Origin of the sequence: Nocardiopsis sp. N85, assembly GCF_028882275.1 — a bacterium.
Taxonomy (GTDB): domain Bacteria; phylum Actinomycetota; class Actinomycetes; order Streptosporangiales; family Streptosporangiaceae; genus Nocardiopsis; species Nocardiopsis lambiniae.
In genome coordinates, this window is record NZ_JARBUT010000013.1 from 1 (window position 1) to 17,511 (window position 17,511).

Genomic DNA, 17,511 nt, shown 5'->3' on the forward strand with positions numbered 1-17,511 from the left:
CCCGGACCTCGAAGGTCCGCTCGTGCTCTTCCGTGGAAGACGTTTGCGTTTCCGCTTTGTTGTGTCCTCACTTTATCAGCGTTTCCGTGTCCCGCCAAATCGGCGTTTTCCGGAACCTTCTGAAGTGTGAAGGGTTTTGCTCCTTTTCGGAGCGACCCGACCGAGTTTACATGGTCGAAGCGGTGCTTCGAACCGGTGAACTTCGGAAGGGAGGTGGCCGCTGATCCCGGTCCGGTTCCGAGTCGGTCCCTCTGCGGGGCCCGCTCGCCGTCCCGTGGCGACTCGGAGAACATTACCCCCCTGCCGGGGCTCCGGCAAACCAGTGCGCCTGTGTCGCCACTCACAGATCGCCGCCCATGCCCCGCCTTCCCCGTTCGGCCCTCCCGAGGGCCCGCTCGTCCCTGGGCCGCCGCTTCCGTGGCCACCCGCGCCACGAGGGAACCCCGTGTCGGACCGCCACCTCACGCGCTCCATGGCCGGGACACGGTGCAAGGAATGGACGCCCCTCTTCTTTCTCCTCGTCGCCGCACGTCAAAGCATGTTCGGGATCATTCACCCGGAATCCGGGAAAGTTCTGGGGGTCGCTCGTGGAATCCCTTTCATCCCATCTCCACGAGATGCGGCGGTACCGGAGGCGGCTCCGAGAGGGACCCGTCACCAGGGTTCCGCGGCGAGTGCCCGTGTCCGGGGAGCGGCGGACGGGGCGTGTGGCCGCACGTGTTCGCGTCCGCGACCGCGTGCGGGCCCGGCCGTACACGAGCCCTACCTCCCCGACGGGGCTCCCGCCTTCCGAGAGCCGCACCGGCTGGACGTGCCCGGAGCCGTTCTTCATCGCCGGGGGCCTCGCCACGTCGTGCACGGTCTCCGGTCGGGTCTCCGCCGAGCGCACGGTGAGGGTTCCGTCCGCTGCGTCGACCCGGCCGGACCGGATCGGCGAGGCCGTTCCCCTCGCGGTCTTCTTCATGCGCGGAACGGAGATCGTCGGCCCGTGCGGGCGGGGTTCGCCGCCCCGTCCAGTGATCGACGCCGATGTCCCGCCCGTCCCGATCACCGTGACGGGCCGACGATCACCCCGGCCCCGTCGCCGCCGGGAGGAGGCGACGGGGACCGTTCGGGTTCTCCGAGGGGACCGGTCGGGTCCCCTCGACGGGACCCGTCACATGTCGTCGTCCATGGACTCCTCGGACATGTCGTCCTCCATCGAGTCCTCCTCCATGGAGTCCTCTTCCATGGAGTCCTCTTCCATGGAGTCCTCGGACTCCCCCATCTCCTCGTCCATGGGCTCCTCGGACATGTCGTCCTCCATGGGCTCCTCGGACATCTCCTCCGAGTCCACCGTCCCCTCTCCCGGGCCGGCCGTGTTCTCACAGGCGGCCAGGCCGAGAACGGCGGTGAGGCTGATCGCCCCGGCGGCGAGCAGTCTGCGGCTCCGGTGCAAGGTCATGGACATGACTTCTCCTTCTCGTTCTCTCTCCGGCCCGCGGTTCGGGCCGGGTGTTCCCGGGGACGGTCAGGCCACGGTGACGGTCACGTGGTGGTGGCCCGTCGCACCATCGGGTGCGGGCTCCGCCCGGTCGGGGGTCTGTGTGCGTCCTTCGCGGTCGGTGGCGCGGACGGTGAGGAGGTGCTCTCCCGGTTCCGCGTCCCACTCCAGGACCCATTGACGCCAGGTGTCCGCGCTCCCCTCCGCGGCGAGTTCGGCGTCGGTCCAAGGGCCGTCGTCGATCCGGACCTCCACCCGGTCGACGCCGGTGTGCTGTGCCCAGGCCACGCCCGCGACCACGACCCGTCCCGGTTCGAGGTCGGCCCCCTCGCGCGGGGTGTCGATGCGCGACTGGGTCTTGACCGGGCCGCGTGCCGCCCATCCCCGGGGGACCCAGTAGGCGTCGAAGGCGTCGAAGGTGGTCAGCTCGATGTCGACGATCCACTTGCAGGCCGACACGTAGCCGTAGAGGCCGGGTACCACCATGCGGACGGGGAACCCGTGGTCGTGGGGGAGGGGTCGGCCGTTCATCCCGACGGCGAGGAGGGCGTCCCGGCCGTCCATGACGTCGGCGACCGGTGTGCCGATGGTCATTCCGTCGTCGGAGCGGGACACCAGTTGGTCGGCGGGACCGCCCTCGGCGGGCGAGCGCACCCCGGCCTCGGCGAGCAGGGAGGCGAGGGGGACCCCGACCCAGCGGGCGTTACCGAGGTAGTCGCCGCCCACCGGGTTGGACACGCAGGTGAGGGTGATGTCGCGTTCGCTCAGTTCGGGGTGGCGGAGCAGGTCGTCGTAGGTGAGGACCAGCTCGCGGCGCACGCCCGTGCCGTGGATGCGCAAGGACCATGTGGAGGCGTCGATGCGGGGGACGGAGAGGGCCGTGTCGATGCGGTAGAAATCGGTGTTGGGGGTGAAGTACGGGGACAGACCGTCGAGTTCCAGGTCGACCCCGTCGGGGAGCGTCGCGGCCCGGTTCACGGGGACGGGCAGGCGGACGTCCGCGGGGGAGAGCCCGCCACCGGTCGGGGCGGCGGACAGCAGCCGGGCCCCGGTGCCGATGCCGGCGGAGGCGGCGGCGACCGTCCCGGCCAAGAGCACGAAACGTCGTCGGTCGAAGCCGTCGGCGGGGGTGTCCGGTTCAGCGCCCCGGACCCGTGGGAACCGGATCGACAGGACGAGGACTCCGATGAAGGCCACGGCACCCGCCAGCGTGGGCAGGGCGTCGAGCGGGCCGGCGTCGGGGCGGGTGAGGGCGGCGGTGAGGCCGATGGTGATGAACAGTGCCGTGCCCACCGCGCCGAAAAGACGGCCGCGAGTGGCGGCGACACCGATGAGGGCGGCGGCACCGGCCAAGAGGATCGCGATGCCGCCGATCAGCACGATCTTGTCGGCCGTACCGAAGACGTCGACGGCGAACTGTTTGAGCGGCAGGGGGGTCAGGTCGATGACGCCCGCCCCGACGGCCTGGACCGGTGTGGCGGTGGGACGGGCGAGAAGTGCTCCGACGACCTCGGCCGCGCCCAGGGCGGCGGCCGCGGACACGAGTCCGGCGATGGCGGCGGGGCCCGTGGGGATGCGTCGTGGTGTGTCGGTCATGCCCTTCGTTCGGTGCCGGGCCCGGTAGGGCGACCGCACATTAGATAACGAGTAGGTCACGAAGTCGATGTGAAGGTCTCCTCGGGCCCCTCTGAACCGAATCCCGAAGGAGTCGAGGTGGGAAGGCCGGTGGTCCGGTGAGGTGGGTGAGGGCGCAGGTCGCCGGGTCCGGGGGTTTCCCGGACCGGGAGGAGACGCGCGAGAACGGTGGGGACTTCGCGGAGGCGGACCCGTTGGACGGGTTGCTGCGCGACGTCGCCGTCGGTGACCTGTCGGCCTTCGAGGCGGTCTACCGGGAGTTGTCGGGGGCGGTGTTCGGGGTGGCGCGGCGGGTGCTGGTGGATACGGCCCAGGCCGAGGAGGTCTGTCAGGAGGTGTTCCTGGAGGTCTGGCGGACGAGTGCGCGCCATGATCCCTCCCGGGGGAGCGTGTCCGCGTGGGTGACGACCATCGCCCATCGCCGGGCGGTGGACCGGGTCCGCTCCGAGCAGGCGGCGTCGAACCGGTTGTCCGCCCTCGGTCGGTTGGAGTCCGAGGCGACACCGCACGACACGGTCCCCGAACAGGTGGAGCACCGCTTGGAGCGGGAGAAGGTGCGCCGTTGCCTGCGGCGGCTGACCGAGCAGCAGAGAGAGGTCGTTCGGCTCACCTACTACACCGGGTACACGCAGCGGCAGGCCGCGGACCTGTTGCGGGTGCCGTTGACCACGGTCAAGGGCAGACTGCGCGATGGGCTGATCAAGTTGAGGGATTGCCTGGGGGTGATGGTGTGAGAGGGCCCGGAGAACACGGCCTGACCGCGGGCTACGCCGTCGACGCCCTGGAACCCGACGAGGTACGGGCGGCGGAGCGGCATCTCGCGGAGTGCGAGGACTGTCGGCGGGACCTCGCGGAGTTCCGGGAGACGACCGTGCGGTTGGCGCGGGGGGAGGCCACCGAGCCGAGGGAACAGGTCTGGGAATCGATCCTGGTCGAGGCCCGCGGAACACGACAGTTGCCGCCGGTGCGGTCCCGGCCGGCGGGTCGGTCTCCGCGTTCCCCCTCGGCGGGCCGGTGGTTGCCGTGGAGCCTGGCGGCGGTTCTCGCACTGTTCTCCGTCGTGCTGACGGGCACCCTGGTGTCCGTCCAGGAGCGACTGGCCGTCCAGGAGGCGCAGAACGCGGAGATGGAGACCCTGCTGGCGGCGGCGGACACCGACAGGTTGGACGCCTCCGTGGGGGAGGGGCGGGCGACCCTCTTCGCCTCCTATGACGAGGACGCGGCGATCCTGCTGGTGGAGGGTCTGCCCGAGGCTCCCGCGGACATGACCTATCGCATGTGGTGGGTGGACGGGAACGAGGTTAGGCCGGCCGGGATGCTCAAGCCCTCGGGCGAGGGCCGCTACATGGGCATGGCCGGGGAGATGGGCTCTCCCGAACAGTTGTGGATCTCCCTGGAGCCGCTGGGGGAGGCGGCGGAGCCGAGCGGGGAGGAGTACGTCATCGACATGTGAGGGTCCGGTGCGCGGTCGTCTCACACGTGTCGAGGAGTCGACAACGCGTCGAAGTGACAATGACCGGCGGGTAACCGCTCACCCCGGTTCCAAGAAACGACGGCGGTCGGTCGCCTACGGTCGCAGTACTTCCGGGTGGTCACGTGGCGAAGGCCGTCCGGTGAGGCGCGGAAGGCTTCGCCCGTCCCCGTACTCCTCGGAGACAGCATGGCTACCGATGGTCCGTCCCGTGTCCGGCACACATTGGAGGTGGCCCGGGTCCTGGTGCGCGCCGGTGTCCTCGCACCGGGTCGCCCCGACCGGATCGCCCGGCAACTCCGCGCCCTGCGCACCTGGGGCGCGACGATCGCCGGTGGTTACGCGGCCGCCCAGGAGCGGGTGCCGAACGATGTGGCGGTGGTCGACGAGCGGGGGGAGTCCACCTTCGCGGAGATGAACCTGCGCGGCCGGGTGCTGGCCAGGACCCTGCGCGGGTCGGGCGTCGGTCCCGGTGTCAAGGTGGGTCTGCTGTGTCGCAACCACAGCGGGTTCGTGCAGACGATGATCGCGTGCGGTCGGCTGGGCGCGGACACGGTGCTGCTGAACACGGGTCTGTCCGCGCCCCAGTTGGCCGACGTGACGGCGGCGAACGGCATCTCGCTGCTGGTGGCGGACGAGGAGTTCGCCGATCTGTGTGCGGGGGTCCCGGCGGGCATCCCCCGGTTGAGGGCGTGGGGCGACCCCTCCGACCTGTCGTGGGGGAGCGTGTCCCCGGGGCCGGAGTCGGAGGACCCGGCGCCGCCGGAGCGGCCGGGCCGGTTGATCGTCCTGACGTCGGGGACGACGGGCACGCCCAAGGGCGCGCGGCGGCCCACGCCGAGGGGTCCGCAGGACGCCGCGTCGGTGTTGTCGCGGATCCCCCTGCGCTCCTCGGATCGGATCCTGGTGTCGGCGCCGGTGTTCCACACCTGGGGGCTGGCGGGTGTGCAGCTGGGCATGTCCATGCGGGCGACGTTGGTGATGCGGCGGGTGTTCGAGCCGGAGGACGTGCTGCGGACCGTGCAGGAGCAGCGGTGCACCGCGCTGTTCGCGGTGCCGGTGATGCTGCGGCGGATCATGGATCTGCCCAGGTCGACGCGGGACTCCTATGACACGTCGTCGTTGCGGATCGTGGCGTGCAGCGGTTCGGCGATGAGTCCGAAACTGATCACCGACTTCATGGACGGGTTCGGGGACGTGCTCTACAACCTGTACGGGTCCACGGAGGTGTCGTGGGCGACCATCGCGACACCGGAGGACATGCGCAGGTCGCCGACGACGGCGGGGCGACCGCCCCTGGGGACACGGGTGGCGGTGGTGGACGCCGAGGGGGTGGAGTTGCCGCCCGGAAACGAGGGGTCGATCTTCGTCGGCAACGAGATGTTGTTCGACGGGTACACGAACGGCCGGGGCAAGCGGATCGCCAACGGCCTCATGGAGACGGGGGACCGGGGGCACCTCGACGCGGACGGGCTCTTGCACGTGGCGGGCCGGGACGACGACATGATCGTGTCCGGCGGGGAGAACGTGTTCCCCAGGCCGGTGGAGGAGGCGATCATCGCGCTCCCGGGAGTGCGCGAGGTCGTGGTGGCGGGGGTGCCGGACGAGGAGTTCGGTCAGCGCTTCGCGGCGTTCGTGGTGCCGCGTCAGGGTGCGTCGTTGGACCCGAACGAGATCCGGATGCGGGTGCGCGAGGCGTTGGGCCGGTTCTCGGTGCCGAGGGACGTGGTCTTCCTGGAGGAGCTGCCGCGCAACGCCACCGGGAAGGTGGTCAAGCGCGGGCTTCCGTTCGACGCTCCGCGTCGGTGACGGGAGGTGGGGGCGCCGTCACCGCTCGGGCGGTGACGGCGCCCCGTTCCGCACGGAGGGGGTCCTTTTCCCCGTGAAATGACTGGAATTCCGACCCTTGAGGAATTGAGTCTCTTTTTGCCTTGCGTGCAAGACAATTGTGTGCTTTGACATCGGGTACGGGGTTACTACCATGTTGCCGATGCCCGACCGATTCCCAGCCCCCACGGGCGATTTCTCCCTTCCTGCCGTCGATGAGCAGATGTGCTTCGCTCTCTACGCGGCGTCCCGTGCCATCACGAACCTGTACCGGCCGCTCCTCGATCCCCTGGGGCTCACCTATCCCCAATATCTCGTGATGATGTTGTTGTGGGAGCGGGGCGAGTGCTCGGTCAAAGAGGTGTGCTCCGCGCTCCAGTTGGACTACGGCACGCTGACGCCCCTGTTGAAGCGGTTGGAGGCGCGCGACCTGCTCCACCGGAAGCGGGATACGCGCGACGAACGATCCGTGCTGATCACGCCGACCGAGGCGGGGGCGGCCCTGCGGGAGCTGGTCGAGGGCGTCCCGGAGGCGATCCGGGAGGTCATCGACCTCCCGGAGGAGGAGTTCGAGGCGGCCAGGCTGGCCCTGCGGCGGTTGACCGCGAGCGTGCTGGACGGGAAGGCCCGGGTGCCGGAGCGGATCGCGGCGCTGACCGCGAACGGCGCGGTGCCGCCGCGGGGCGGGCCGGGGCCGGAGGTCGAGGACCAGAGGGGTTCATCTCCGTCGTCGTGTCCGTGACGGGCACGGTGGCGGGTGGGCCGGGCGCCGCGGGGGTCGTGCCCGGCCCCGGGGGCGGGCGGGTCGGGGGTTCCCGGCCCGCCCGCTCCCGTTCCGTCGGCGGTCAGCAGGCGCCGGGGGTGTGGTTCCAGTACCCGGGTGAGGTCTCGGTGATCGAGGTCGTCACGAAGACGTTCCACAGGCCGAGCGGGTCGTCGGAGCCGACCGCGTGGGTCTGGCCGAGACGATGGACGGCGCGGCCCGCTCCGACATGGGCGTGATTGGTGGCGCGCACGCACTCGCCGGGCCCCTCGGTGGGCTCCTCCGTCGGGGCCCCGGTGGGCTCGTCCGTGGGCTGCGGGTCGGGGTCGCCGCCCTCGCCGCCCAGTCCCCAGAAGTCGACGGTGTACCCGGTGGAGCAGATCGCCGTGAGGAAGTAGGCGCCCGCCGCGCCACAGCCGGCGGCCGGGTCGACGGGGGTACCGTGTCCCATTCCGGAGACCGTGTAGTGGGCGACCTTCGCGGTGGTGGCGCCGGTTCCGCCGTGATAGGCGGCGGTGGTGGACCCCGGCAGGGACTCGGTGGCGGTGGGGGTGGCGGAGATCCCGTGCGCGTTCGTCCACTGGCGGACGCTCCCCGTGCCGTTGGCGGGGACGACGGTGGTGTCGGAGGCGCCGTGCCAGACGGCGACGCGGGGCCAGGGTCCGGACCAGCCGGGGTTCTTGGCCCGCACCTTGTCTCCCCACTGCTGCGGGGTCCGGTTCTTGCCGGGGTTCATGCAGGTGAAGGCGTCCACCATGCTCGTGGCGCAGCCGGTGGGGACGCCCGCGACGATGGCGCCGCCGGCGAACAGGTCGGGGTAGGCCGACAGCACCTCGCTCACCATGGCGCCACCGGCGGACAGCCCGGAGGCGTACACGCGGTCGGCGTCGAGACCGTGGGTGCTCACCGCGTACTCGACCATGGAGCGGACCGATCGGGCCTCGCCGGAGTCGCGGCGCACGTCGGCGGCCTCGAACCAGTTGAAGCAGCGGGTGGCGTTGTTGGCGGTCCTCTGTTCGGCGTAGACCAGGGCGAATCCGCCCGCGTCGGCGGCCCCCGCCCAGCCGGAGTGTCCGTGATAGGCGGTGGCGTCCTGGGCGCAGCCGTGGAAGAGCACCACCAGGGGCGCGCCGGCGGGCAACCCGTCGGGGACGTAGGTGTACATCGACAGGTTGCCGGGGTTGGTCCCGAACGAGGCGACGGGGGCGAGGGTGGCGGCGTGGGCGCGTGGTGCCGGAGCGGCCAGGAGTGCGGCGGCCAGGGCGGCGACGGTGGCCAGGGCGATGATGAGGGGGACCCGTGTTCGGGGCGGGGCGGCGGAGTCCATGGGGGTTGCCTCCAGGCGATCCAGGTGAGCGGGGGGTTCGGCCGAGCCGTTGCCAGGACGGTAACGTCGATGTGACGCACACGACATGTAGTCGAGACCCCGATCACACACCTCCGTCCCGTGCGAACCCCACAGGGGCGGCGCGGACATGGTCGAGATCCACATGCCCGAGCCCAACGGTGTGTCCGTGCGTCCTATCCCCCGTTCGCGCGGGCGGGCCTACGTTGCTGCCATGACGACGCACGAGTTCCCGGCGGGTACGGCGCACCACGCCCCCCGGCCCCCCTCCCCCCGCCTCGGCGAACACACCACCCGGGTCGACCTGACCGGCAGGAGCGCCTTCGTCTCCGGTGCCGCGAGCGGTATCGGCCGGGCCTGCGCCCTGCGGTTGGCCGACGCCGGTGCCGCCGTTCGCCTGGTCGACGTGGACGCCGTGGCCCTCGCGGAACTCGCCGACCAGGGGGTGGGCGAGGCCGTCGTGCTGGATCTGACCGATCTGGACGCCGCTGAGGAGGCGGCCCGGGGCGCCGACATCGTCGTGAACAACGCGGGAGTGCAGACGGTCGCGCCCGTGCAGGACTTCCCTCCCGAGCGTTTCTCCCTCATCCTTCGTCTCATGGTCGAGTCGCCGTTCCGGGTGGTGCGCGGCGCCCTGCCCCACATGTACGAACGGGGATGGGGGCGGGTCGTCAACATCTCCTCCGTGCACGGGCTGCGCGCCTCGGCCTACAAGTCGGCGTACGTGACGGCCAAGCACGGGCTGGAGGGGTTCTCGAAGGTGGTGGCCCTGGAGGGCGCCGCACACGGGGTCACCTCCAACTGTGTGAACCCCGGCTATGTGCGCACGGCCCTGGTGGAGAAGCAGATCGCCGACCAGGCGGCGGCGCACGGCATCCCCGAGGAGCGGGTGGTGTCGGAGGTGCTGCTGGCGCGGACCCCGCTGAAGCGTTTGATCGAACCCGAGGAGGTGGCCGAACTGGTCGCCTACCTGTGCGGTGACGACGCGTCGTTCGTCAACGGCGCGTCGTTGCCTATGGACGGAGCATGGAGCGCGAGCTGAACACGACCCCTTCCCGCCCCGAGGACGACCCCACGGGCGTCGCCGGTCAGGCCCTGTTCCTGGACCTGTTGCTGCGCGACGCCCCGGCGGTGGAGTACGAACGCCCGGTGTTGCGGGCGCGGGCCGAGGGCGCGGACCCGGAGACGGTGGCCGCGTTGGAGGCGGCCAAGCTGACGGCGTTGCGGGTGAGGTCGGTGATGCGCGACCGCAGGCGCCGGGAGTCGGAGTTGAGCGCGCTCTTCGAGACCGCCAACGATCTGGCGGGGATGCGCAGCCTGGACCGCGTGCTGCGGGCGATCGTGGAACGGGCGCGCAACCTGTTGGGTACCGACGTCGCCTACCTGACGTTGAGCGATCCGGAGGCGGGCGGCACCGTGATGCGGGTGACGTCGGGATCGGTGTCGGCGTCGTTCCAGCAGTTGCGGTTGGGGCCGGGCAAGGGCCTGGGCGGGCTGGTGGCCAAGACGGCGTTGCCGTACGTCACCTCGAACTACTTCGCCGATCCCCGGTTCGCGCACGCGGAGAACATCGATCACGCGGTGCGCGAGGAGGGCCTGGTGGCCATCCTGGGCGTGCCGTTGAAGATGAACGGCCGTGACGTGGGGGTGCTGTTCGCGGCGAACCGGCGCGAGCGTCCCTTCGCGCATTCGGAGGTGGCGTTGTTGTCGTCGCTCGCGACGCACGCGGCGATCGCGATCGACAGCGCCAACCTCATCGACGACACCCGGCGGGCCCTGGACGAGCTGCACACGGTCAACGAGCGGTTGCAGCGGCACACGGCCTCGGTGGAGCGCTCGGCGGCGGCCCACGACCGCTTGACGGATCTGGTGCTGCGCGGCGGCGGGGTGCGGGAGGTCGCGGCGGCGGTCGCCGAGGTGCTGGGCGGTTCGGTCACGGTGCACGACGTGACCACCGACGTGACGATCACGGCGACGCCCGAGGGGGCGGTGACCGGACGGGCGCATCCGCGGGATCGGGACGAGGCGGTCGAGGAGGCGGTGGGGGAGGCGCTGACGAGCGGCCGCGCGGCGCGCGCGGGGGACGCCTGGGTGGCGTCCGCGGCGGCCGGGAGCGAGCCGCTCGGAACGCTGGTGCTGCGCGGCGTGGAACTCGACGAGACCGATCAGCGGGTGCTGGAGCGGGCGGCGATGGTGACCGCCCTGCTGCTGTTGATCCGGCGGTCGGTGAGCGAGACCGAGCACCGGGTGCGCGGTGACCTGCTCAACGAGCTGTTGGAGACGCCGGCCCGCGAGCCGGGTTCCCTGCGGGAGCGGGCGGCGTTGCTGCACGCCGATCTGGACGCCCCGCACGTGCTGGTGGTGGCCGAGGCGCCGGGCGCCGACCCGGGCCGGTTGCGGTCGGCGGCCACGCACGTGGCGGAGACGACGGGCGGGTTGGCGGGGAGCCGGGCGGGCCGGCTGGTGCTGGCGTTGCCGGGGACCGATCCGAAGCGGGTGGGGCGGCGGGTGGCCGAGGAACTGGCCCTGGCCGCCGGGGGCGTGCCGGTGACGGTGGGTCTGGCCGGACCGACGGGTGGACCGGAGCAGTTCCGGTCGGCTTTCTCGGAGGGGACCCGGTGCGTGCAGACGTTGCGGGCGCTGGGGCGGGAGGGCGACCTGGCGACGGCCGAGGACCTGGGGTTCTCGGGGTTGCTGCTGGGCCGGGACCGGGACGTCCCGGGGTTCGTGCGGGTCGCCCTGGGTCCGTTGCTGGAGTACGACGAACGGCGCGGAACGCTGCTGGTGGAGACGCTGCGCGCCTATTTCGCGGCCGGGGGCAACCTGTCCAGGGCCCGGACGGCGCTGCACATCCACGTGAACACGGTGGCGCAGCGCCTGGAGCGGATCGGTCAGCTCATCGGGGAGGACTGGCAGCGCCCCGACCGCGCGCTGGAGCTACAGCTGGCCCTGCACCTGCACGGTCTCCTGGACAAGGGTGTGGATCTGCTCGGCGACCAGCACGGCGGTTGAGGAGAACAGCGGCGTGTAGTGGTTGTCGTCGGGGAGTTCGAGGGCGGACACGGAGGCGGGCAGGCCGGCGAGGCGTTCGGGCGTGTACAGTCCGGGCGCCTCGTCCATGAGTCCGCGCGCCGCCCACAGCAGGAGGGCGGGGACCGGCAGGCGGTGGACGGCCCCGAGGGTCTCCTCGTCGGCGAGGACCTGTGCGCCGTCGACGCGCACCGCCGCCTCGTCACAGGAGGAGCGCAGGCCGGGGGCCTCGCCCGTGAGGTCGCGCATGACGTGGCCGTCGGCCCAGGCGTTCCACCGGCCGGCGAACGCGGGGTGGCGTCGCCAGAAGGCGCGGTAGTCGTCGGGGGAGTCGAAGGTCATCCGCAGGCGGGCCATGGCGGGGCCGAGCACGGTGTCGATGTCGGTGCCGGGAGGGACCGGCAGTCCGTGTCCGCCGTCGACGAGCAGCAGCCCGGCGATCCGGTCGGGGTGGCGGACGGCGGCCAGGCAGGAGACGAAGGCGCCCATGGAGTGGCCGACCAGGACGGTGCGCTCCACTCCGAGGTGGTCCAGGACGGCGATGAGGTCGTCGACGTGGACGGCCAGTCCGTGCGGTCCGGGCAGGCCGCCGCTGGCCCCGCGTCCGCGCAGGTCGGGGGCGTGCAGGGCGGGACCGCCGCGGACCGCGAGCGCGGCCGCGACGCGGGCGAAGGAGTGGCCGTTGGCGGTGATGCCGTGGACGGCCAGCACGGGGGCGCCGGGGCCGTCACCCCACCGGGTGACGGCCAGACCGCCCCCGGCGACGGGGACGGTGTACTCGTCCGCGTCGACCGGGGTGATGTCGTTCATGTGGATTCCGCTCTCACTCTCGTGTGGCCCGCCGGTCGCGCAGTGCCGACCGGACGCGCTCGGGCAGGGCCACCAGACCGCCGGGGAAGAAGAAGACCATGAGGACGAACAACGTGCCGAGGATGAACAGGGGCTGGGACAGGGGGGCGGCGATCCAGTCGGGCAGGGCGGAGAAGGAGTCGCCGCCCAGTTGGCGCAGCCGGTGTTCGGCGTAGGTGTACAGGCCCGCGCCGAGCAGGGCGCCCCAGCGGCTGCCCGCACCGCCCAGGGCCACCATCACCAGCAGGGTGAGGGTGAACTCGGCGGTGGTGATGGTGGGGGTGACGCCACCGGTGACCAGAAGGTAGACGACTCCGCCGAGGGAGGCCAGGCCGCCGCCGACGGTGAACGCCGCCAGTTTGTAGGGGTAGGGGTCGACGCCGAGCACCGCGACGCGCTGCTCGTTGGCGCGGATGCCCTGCCACACCCGGCCGACGGGGGAGGCGGACAGCCACCACACGACGACGGTGGCGAACGCGGCGTAGGCGACGGCCACCCAGTACAGGTTGACGGTGTTCATCACGCCCACGAGCGTGTCGGGGACCATGGCGGTGTTGAGGGACAGGCCCTCCTCCCCGCCGGTCGCCCTCCCCGGGTCGCGGGCGACCAGGATGGATCCGGTCTGGGCGAAGGCGAGGGTGACCATGGCCATCGCGATGCCGTTGACGCGCAGTGCCACCGCGCCCAGGAGCAGCGACAGCAGGGTCCCGGCGAGGACGGAGACCAGGGCCGCCCACACCAGGGGCAGTTCCAGGATCCGCATGAGGAGGGCGGCGACGTAGGCGCCGCACGCGAAGTACAGGGCGTGCCCGAAGGACAGCAGGCCCACCCGCCCGTACAGCAGGTCGTAGCTGGTGGCCAGGCCGCCGAACACCAGGCAGAACGCCAGGAGGTGGAGGGTGGCCGGGCTGTTGAGGGCGCCGTGGAACAGGCCCGGGACGGTGATGGTGGAGAAGGGCAGGGTGAGCAGGATCGCCAGGACGGCGACCGGGCCCGCCCAGCGGGGAAGGCGGCGGGGGCGCGGGGTGCGCCCACCGGCGGCGGCCTCGGTGGTGGGTGCCTGGGGTTCGGTCTCGGTGATCATGCGACCCTCTCCGCGGACTTCTTGGCGGCCAGTCCGCCCTGCCGGGTGAGCAGTACGACGGCGAGGACGATGACCACCGCGATGTCGCCGAGCCCGGCGACGGTGTAGTAGTTGGCGAACTGCTGGACGAGGGCGACCGTGACGGAGGCGATCGCGCAGCCGGTGAGCGAGGTGGTGCCGCCGATGACCACCACGATGAACGCGAAGATCAGCAGCGACATCCCCTGGGTGGGGGTGACCACGCCGTAGTAGAGGCCGCCGAGCGCGCCCGCCAGGGCCGCCGCGGCTCCGCCGATGGCGAACACCAGGGTGAAGGACCTGCGGACGTCGATGCCCAGGGCGGTGACCATGGCCCGGTCCTGGACGCCGGCGCGGACGATGAGCCCGTACCGGGTGCGGGAGTTGAACAGCCACAGGGCGGTGAACAGCGCGACCGCCACGAGGATGAGCAGGACCCGGTCCTTGGGGATGTGCGCGCCGAGCAGGTCGACGGTGCCGCGCACCGCCCGGGGCTTGGGGAAGGTCAGCGGGTCGGCGCCCCAGATCGCCTGGAGGAGCGCCGGGACCGCCAGGCTGAGGCCGACGGTGGCGAGGATCTGCTCGCGGTGCCTGCCGTAGAGCGGGCGGATGACGCACAGTTCGACGAGGGTGGCGGCCAGGGTGCCCGCGGCGACGCCGAACGTCAGGGCCAGCAGGAAGCCGGGCCCGTCGGGTCCGGCTCCGGGTAGGAAGCCCGCCGCCCACCAGGTGCCGTAGGCGCCGATCGCGAGGAAGGCCCCGTGCGCGAAGTTGAGCACGTCCATGAGGCCGAAGATCAGCGACAGGCCGGAGGCGATGAGGAAGTAGAGGGCGCCCAGGCCGAGCCCGGTGACGATGAGGAGGACCACGGTGCTCACGCGGTCGACCTCCCTTTGGTGTCGGCGGCGGGGGCGGGCGCCGCGCGGGCGACGCCGAGGAGTTCGCGGACGCGGTCGGCGTCGTCGAGGAGTGCGGGGGCGGGTCCGGTGTGGACGACCCGACCGGCGTCCAGGACGACGGCGTCGCCGGCGACCCGGCGGACCAGGGACAGGTTCTGTTCGACGAGCAGGACCGGCACCTCTTCGGCGGCGCGGGCGACGGCGTCGGCGACCTCGCGGACGATCCGCGGGGCCAGGCCCTTGGTGGGTTCGTCGACGATGAGGAGTCGGTTGTCGTTGAGCAGGGCGCGGCCGATGGCGAGCATCTGCTGTTGGCCGCCGGACAGGGTGCCGGCGGGCTGGGCGCGGCGCCGGTCCAGCTCGGGGAAGAGCTCGTGGATCAGGTCGTAGCGGTGGGGCCCGGGTCTGCGCTCCGCGATGCGCAGGTTCTCGGCGACGGTGAGGGCGGAGAAGATCCCGCGTTCCTCGGGGACGTAGCCGATGCCCCTGGTGACGATGGCGTGGGTGGGTTCGGCGGTGATGTCGGCACCGTCGAAGACGACCCTGCCGGTGCGGGGCACGAGACCGAGGAGGGCCTTGACCGTGGTGGTCTTGCCGACGCCGTTGCGGCCCAGCAGGGAGGTGACACCGCGTTCGGGCATCGTGAAGGTGACGCCCTGGAGGATGTGGGAGCCCTCGATCCACACGTTGAGGTCGGCCGCCTCCAGGAGCGGCCCGCCGCCGGTCACGCCCCGTCCCCGAGGTAGGCGGCCTGCACGTCGGGGTCGGCCATGGCCGAGTCGGGGTCGGTGAAGGCGAGCAGGGCGCCGTGGTGCATCACGGCCAACCGGTCTGCCATGTCGAGGAGCACCTCCATGTGGTGTTCGACCATGAGGACCGTGCATCCCTGTTCGCGGTGCACGTCCCGGATGACGGTGCTGAGTTCGCCGATCTCGCCGGCGCCGACGCCGGCCATGGGCTCGTCCAGAAGGATGAGCCGAGGGCGGCGGGCCAGCAGGAGGGCGAGTTCGAGCTTGCGCTTGTCGCCGTGGGAGAGGTCGCCGGCCATGGCGTCGGCGCGGTGGGAGAGACGGACCAGTTCCAGCGCGGCGGCGGCCTCGGGGCCGCCGTCGGCGCCGGCGCGCTTCCAGAACCGGCGGGACTCGCCGGTGCGGGCCTGGACCGCCAGGCCGACGTTGGCGCCGACGGTGAGGTCGGCGAAGACGCTGGAGGTCTGGAAGGTGCGGCCCATGCCCAGGCGGGCCCGCTTGTGGGGGGCGTGGCGGGTGATGTCGACGCCGCCGAGGGTGACGGCGCCCGCGGTGGGCCGGGTGAGGCCGGAGACCAGGTTGAACAGGGAGGTCTTGCCGGCGCCGTTGGGTCCGATGAGGGCGACGAACTCGCCCTCGGTGACGTGCATGGTGACGTCGTCGACGATGACGGCGCCGCCGACCGACCAGCTCAGGTGATCGAGGGCCAACGAGGTGACGGGCGGGGTGTCCCGGGCGGAGACGGCGGGAGAGGCCGCGCCCGTTGCGTTGTCGGTGGTCATCCCTGCTCCGCGGCGACGGGCTCGACGTCGGCGGCGGGGATCTCCGCGACCAGCTTCGGCTCGGCGTCGGCGCCCTCGCCGACCAGCTCCACCTGGTACATGGGCTGGATGAGGGCGTGGTCCTCGGCGCGGATGGTGAGTTCGCCCTTGACGCCGTCGAAGGTCCAGCCCTCCAGCGCGGCGACGCGGTCGGCGGTGGTGTCGCCCTCGGTGGCGGCGTGCACGATCATCTGGGCGGCGGTGAAACCGTCGGGGGTGAAGAGGTCGACGCCGCCGCCGGCCGCCTCGACCTTCTCGCGCATGATCCGGGCGACTTCGGTGTCGGAGGCGCCGTCGAAGTAGTGGGACAGGAACGAGATGCCCTCGCCCGCCTCGCCGAAGATCGGGTAGGAGGCCTTGATGTCGAGTCCGGTGACGACCTCGGTGGAGTCGAGGATGCCCTGCTGGTCGAGGGACTGCCACATGGCGGAGGCGGTCTCGCCGGCCCAGGCGACGAACACCAGGTCGGGGTCGGCCCGCCCGACCTGCTCGGCGAAGGGGGTGAGGTCGGTGGTGTCCGGCGGGGCCAGGACGCCGTCCACCTCGGCGCCCTCGTCGCCCAGGACCGCGGTGACGGCGTCGACGTTGTCCTGGCCGAAGGCGTTCTGCTGCGCGAACACGACGACCTTGGAGCCCTCGGGGTCGTCCATGAAGGTGCCCGCGGTGAGGATGTCCTGGTAGGTCTGGCGGCCGGAGCGGAAGGTGTTGCCGTTGATGCCGGTGATGGCGTCGGTGGCGGCGGGACCGGAGATGAAGAGGACGTCGTCCTGTTCGGCGAGGGGGGCGACCTGGACGGCGATACCGGAGGCGGTGGAACCGGCGATGATGTCGTGGCCGGTGCCGATGAGTTCGCGGGCCGCGGAGACCGCGGCCGTGGGGTCGCCGCCGTCGTCCATGTACTCGACCTCGACGGGGCGGCCGTCGATCTCCAGGGTGCCGCCCGTGGCGTGGTCGAGGCCGGCCTCGAAGCCCTGCTTGTACTGCTCGCCGTAGGTGGCCAGGGGGCCGGTGGCGGAGTAGACGATGCCGATCCTGAGGGGACCGTCCTCGCCCCCGCCCGCGGCCTCGCCGGGGCTGCCGCAGGCGGTGAGGGCGAGGACGACCGCGCACGAGGCGGCGGTCATGGGGGTCTTGCGCATTTCTCTTCCTCCAGTCGGCACCGCCCGTTGGTCGCCATGGCCCGTGCTCGGGGGGATAGGGGTGCCAACCCGAAGGTAGAGCCGGGGTGATCCGTTTCACATGTACCCGTGACATACATTCGGCCGCGAACCGATGTAGGGGGAAGCCACACGGGTTCGGTGGCGAGCGGGTGGGGCCCGCGCCCGGCGGCCCCGCCACCCGTGCGCGGTGTTCGTGCGCGCGACCCCGACGGGTGACGCGGGGCGCGCCGATCTCCTCGGTTCGGTGGCGAGCGGGCGGGGCGCAGCGGCGGACCCCCGCCCGCGCCCCGGAGCGATCGCAGGGGGAGTGCGCGGCCATCGGCGACATTGACCTCAACTTCTGTTGAGGAACCATGCTGGGTCCGACGGGCCGGACG

Annotated in this window: 14 protein-coding genes and 1 pseudogene; 6 read left to right on the forward strand and 9 right to left on the reverse strand. The window is 71.9% G+C overall.

From position 1 onward, the window contains the following. Window positions 1-1,156 precede the first annotated feature (1,156 nt). Together PWG71_RS18385 and PWG71_RS18390 are read right to left on the reverse strand one after the other, a co-directional pair. The gene (locus tag PWG71_RS18385) at window positions 1,157-1,450 is read right to left on the reverse strand and encodes a hypothetical protein (protein ID WP_274811061.1); all 294 of its coding nucleotides are present in this window, start codon (window positions 1,448-1,450) and stop codon (window positions 1,157-1,159) included. A gap of 60 nt (window positions 1,451-1,510) precedes the next feature. Continuing rightward, on the reverse strand, window positions 1,511-3,079 hold the full coding sequence (locus PWG71_RS18390) for a molybdopterin-dependent oxidoreductase (RefSeq protein WP_274811062.1): 1,569 nt from the start codon (window positions 3,077-3,079) through the stop codon (window positions 1,511-1,513). Window positions 3,080-3,225: 146 nt separating this feature from the next. Between PWG71_RS18390 and sigK the strand changes: the two genes are divergently transcribed. The 4 genes and pseudogenes from sigK to PWG71_RS18410 form a co-directional block, all read left to right on the forward strand. Then, entirely contained in the window at window positions 3,226-3,852 is a 627-nt protein-coding gene (gene sigK, locus PWG71_RS18395; RefSeq protein ID WP_274811063.1) for an ECF RNA polymerase sigma factor SigK, read from the forward strand. Next, window positions 3,849-4,571, forward strand: coding sequence for an anti-sigma factor (locus tag PWG71_RS18400; protein WP_274811064.1), 723 nt, complete (start codon window positions 3,849-3,851; stop codon window positions 4,569-4,571). Before sigK ends, PWG71_RS18400 begins: the two co-directional genes overlap by 4 nt. 207 nt (window positions 4,572-4,778) lie before the next feature. Next, entirely contained in the window at window positions 4,779-6,398 is a 1,620-nt protein-coding gene (locus PWG71_RS18405; RefSeq protein WP_274811065.1) for an AMP-binding protein, read from the forward strand. 181 nt (window positions 6,399-6,579) lie between these two features. Then, a pseudogene (locus PWG71_RS18410) lies at window positions 6,580-7,056 on the forward strand (MarR family winged helix-turn-helix transcriptional regulator); the annotation flags it as partial. Between the two features lie 205 nt (window positions 7,057-7,261). On the opposite strand, the gene PWG71_RS18415 reads toward PWG71_RS18410, so the two are convergent. Further along, on the reverse strand, window positions 7,262-8,506 hold the full coding sequence (locus tag PWG71_RS18415; RefSeq protein ID WP_274811066.1) for an extracellular catalytic domain type 1 short-chain-length polyhydroxyalkanoate depolymerase: 1,245 nt from the start codon (window positions 8,504-8,506) through the stop codon (window positions 7,262-7,264). Between the two features lie 232 nt (window positions 8,507-8,738). Between PWG71_RS18415 and PWG71_RS18420 the strand changes: the two genes are divergently transcribed. Together PWG71_RS18420 and PWG71_RS18425 are read left to right on the forward strand one after the other, a co-directional pair. Next, on the forward strand, window positions 8,739-9,566 hold the full coding sequence (locus PWG71_RS18420) for a 3-hydroxybutyrate dehydrogenase (RefSeq protein WP_274811067.1): 828 nt from the start codon (window positions 8,739-8,741) through the stop codon (window positions 9,564-9,566). Then, window positions 9,551-11,536, forward strand: a complete 1,986-nt coding sequence (locus PWG71_RS18425) for a helix-turn-helix domain-containing protein (protein ID WP_274811068.1) — start codon at window positions 9,551-9,553, stop codon at window positions 11,534-11,536. Before PWG71_RS18420 ends, PWG71_RS18425 begins: the two co-directional genes overlap by 16 nt. On the opposite strand, the gene PWG71_RS18430 is transcribed toward PWG71_RS18425, so the two are convergent. From PWG71_RS18430 to PWG71_RS18455, 6 genes are read right to left on the reverse strand one after another with little or no spacing between them, the layout of a single operon-like run. Further along, window positions 11,462-12,364, reverse strand: coding sequence for an alpha/beta hydrolase (locus PWG71_RS18430; RefSeq protein ID WP_274811069.1), 903 nt, complete (start codon window positions 12,362-12,364; stop codon window positions 11,462-11,464). The two genes, PWG71_RS18425 and PWG71_RS18430, sit on opposite strands and share 75 nt — an antisense overlap. Window positions 12,365-12,377: 13 nt before the next feature. Then, a complete protein-coding gene (locus PWG71_RS18435) occupies window positions 12,378-13,487 on the reverse strand; it encodes a branched-chain amino acid ABC transporter permease (RefSeq protein ID WP_274811070.1) in 1,110 nt (369 codons plus the stop codon). Next, a complete protein-coding gene (locus PWG71_RS18440) occupies window positions 13,484-14,383 on the reverse strand; it encodes a branched-chain amino acid ABC transporter permease (protein ID WP_274811071.1) in 900 nt (299 codons plus the stop codon). Before PWG71_RS18440 ends, PWG71_RS18435 begins: the two co-directional genes overlap by 4 nt. After that, complete coding sequence (locus tag PWG71_RS18445) at window positions 14,380-15,132, reverse strand: ABC transporter ATP-binding protein (RefSeq protein WP_274811072.1); 753 nt, start codon at window positions 15,130-15,132, stop codon at window positions 14,380-14,382. The genes PWG71_RS18440 and PWG71_RS18445 overlap by 4 nt, the downstream gene beginning before the upstream one ends. Further along, the gene (locus PWG71_RS18450) at window positions 15,129-15,935 is read right to left on the reverse strand and encodes an ABC transporter ATP-binding protein (RefSeq protein WP_274811073.1); all 807 of its coding nucleotides are present in this window, start codon (window positions 15,933-15,935) and stop codon (window positions 15,129-15,131) included. Before PWG71_RS18450 ends, PWG71_RS18445 begins: the two co-directional genes overlap by 4 nt. After that, a complete protein-coding gene (locus PWG71_RS18455) occupies window positions 15,932-17,113 on the reverse strand; it encodes a substrate-binding domain-containing protein (protein ID WP_274811074.1) in 1,182 nt (393 codons plus the stop codon). Before PWG71_RS18455 ends, PWG71_RS18450 begins: the two co-directional genes overlap by 4 nt. Between the last annotated feature and the right edge of the window lie 398 nt (window positions 17,114-17,511).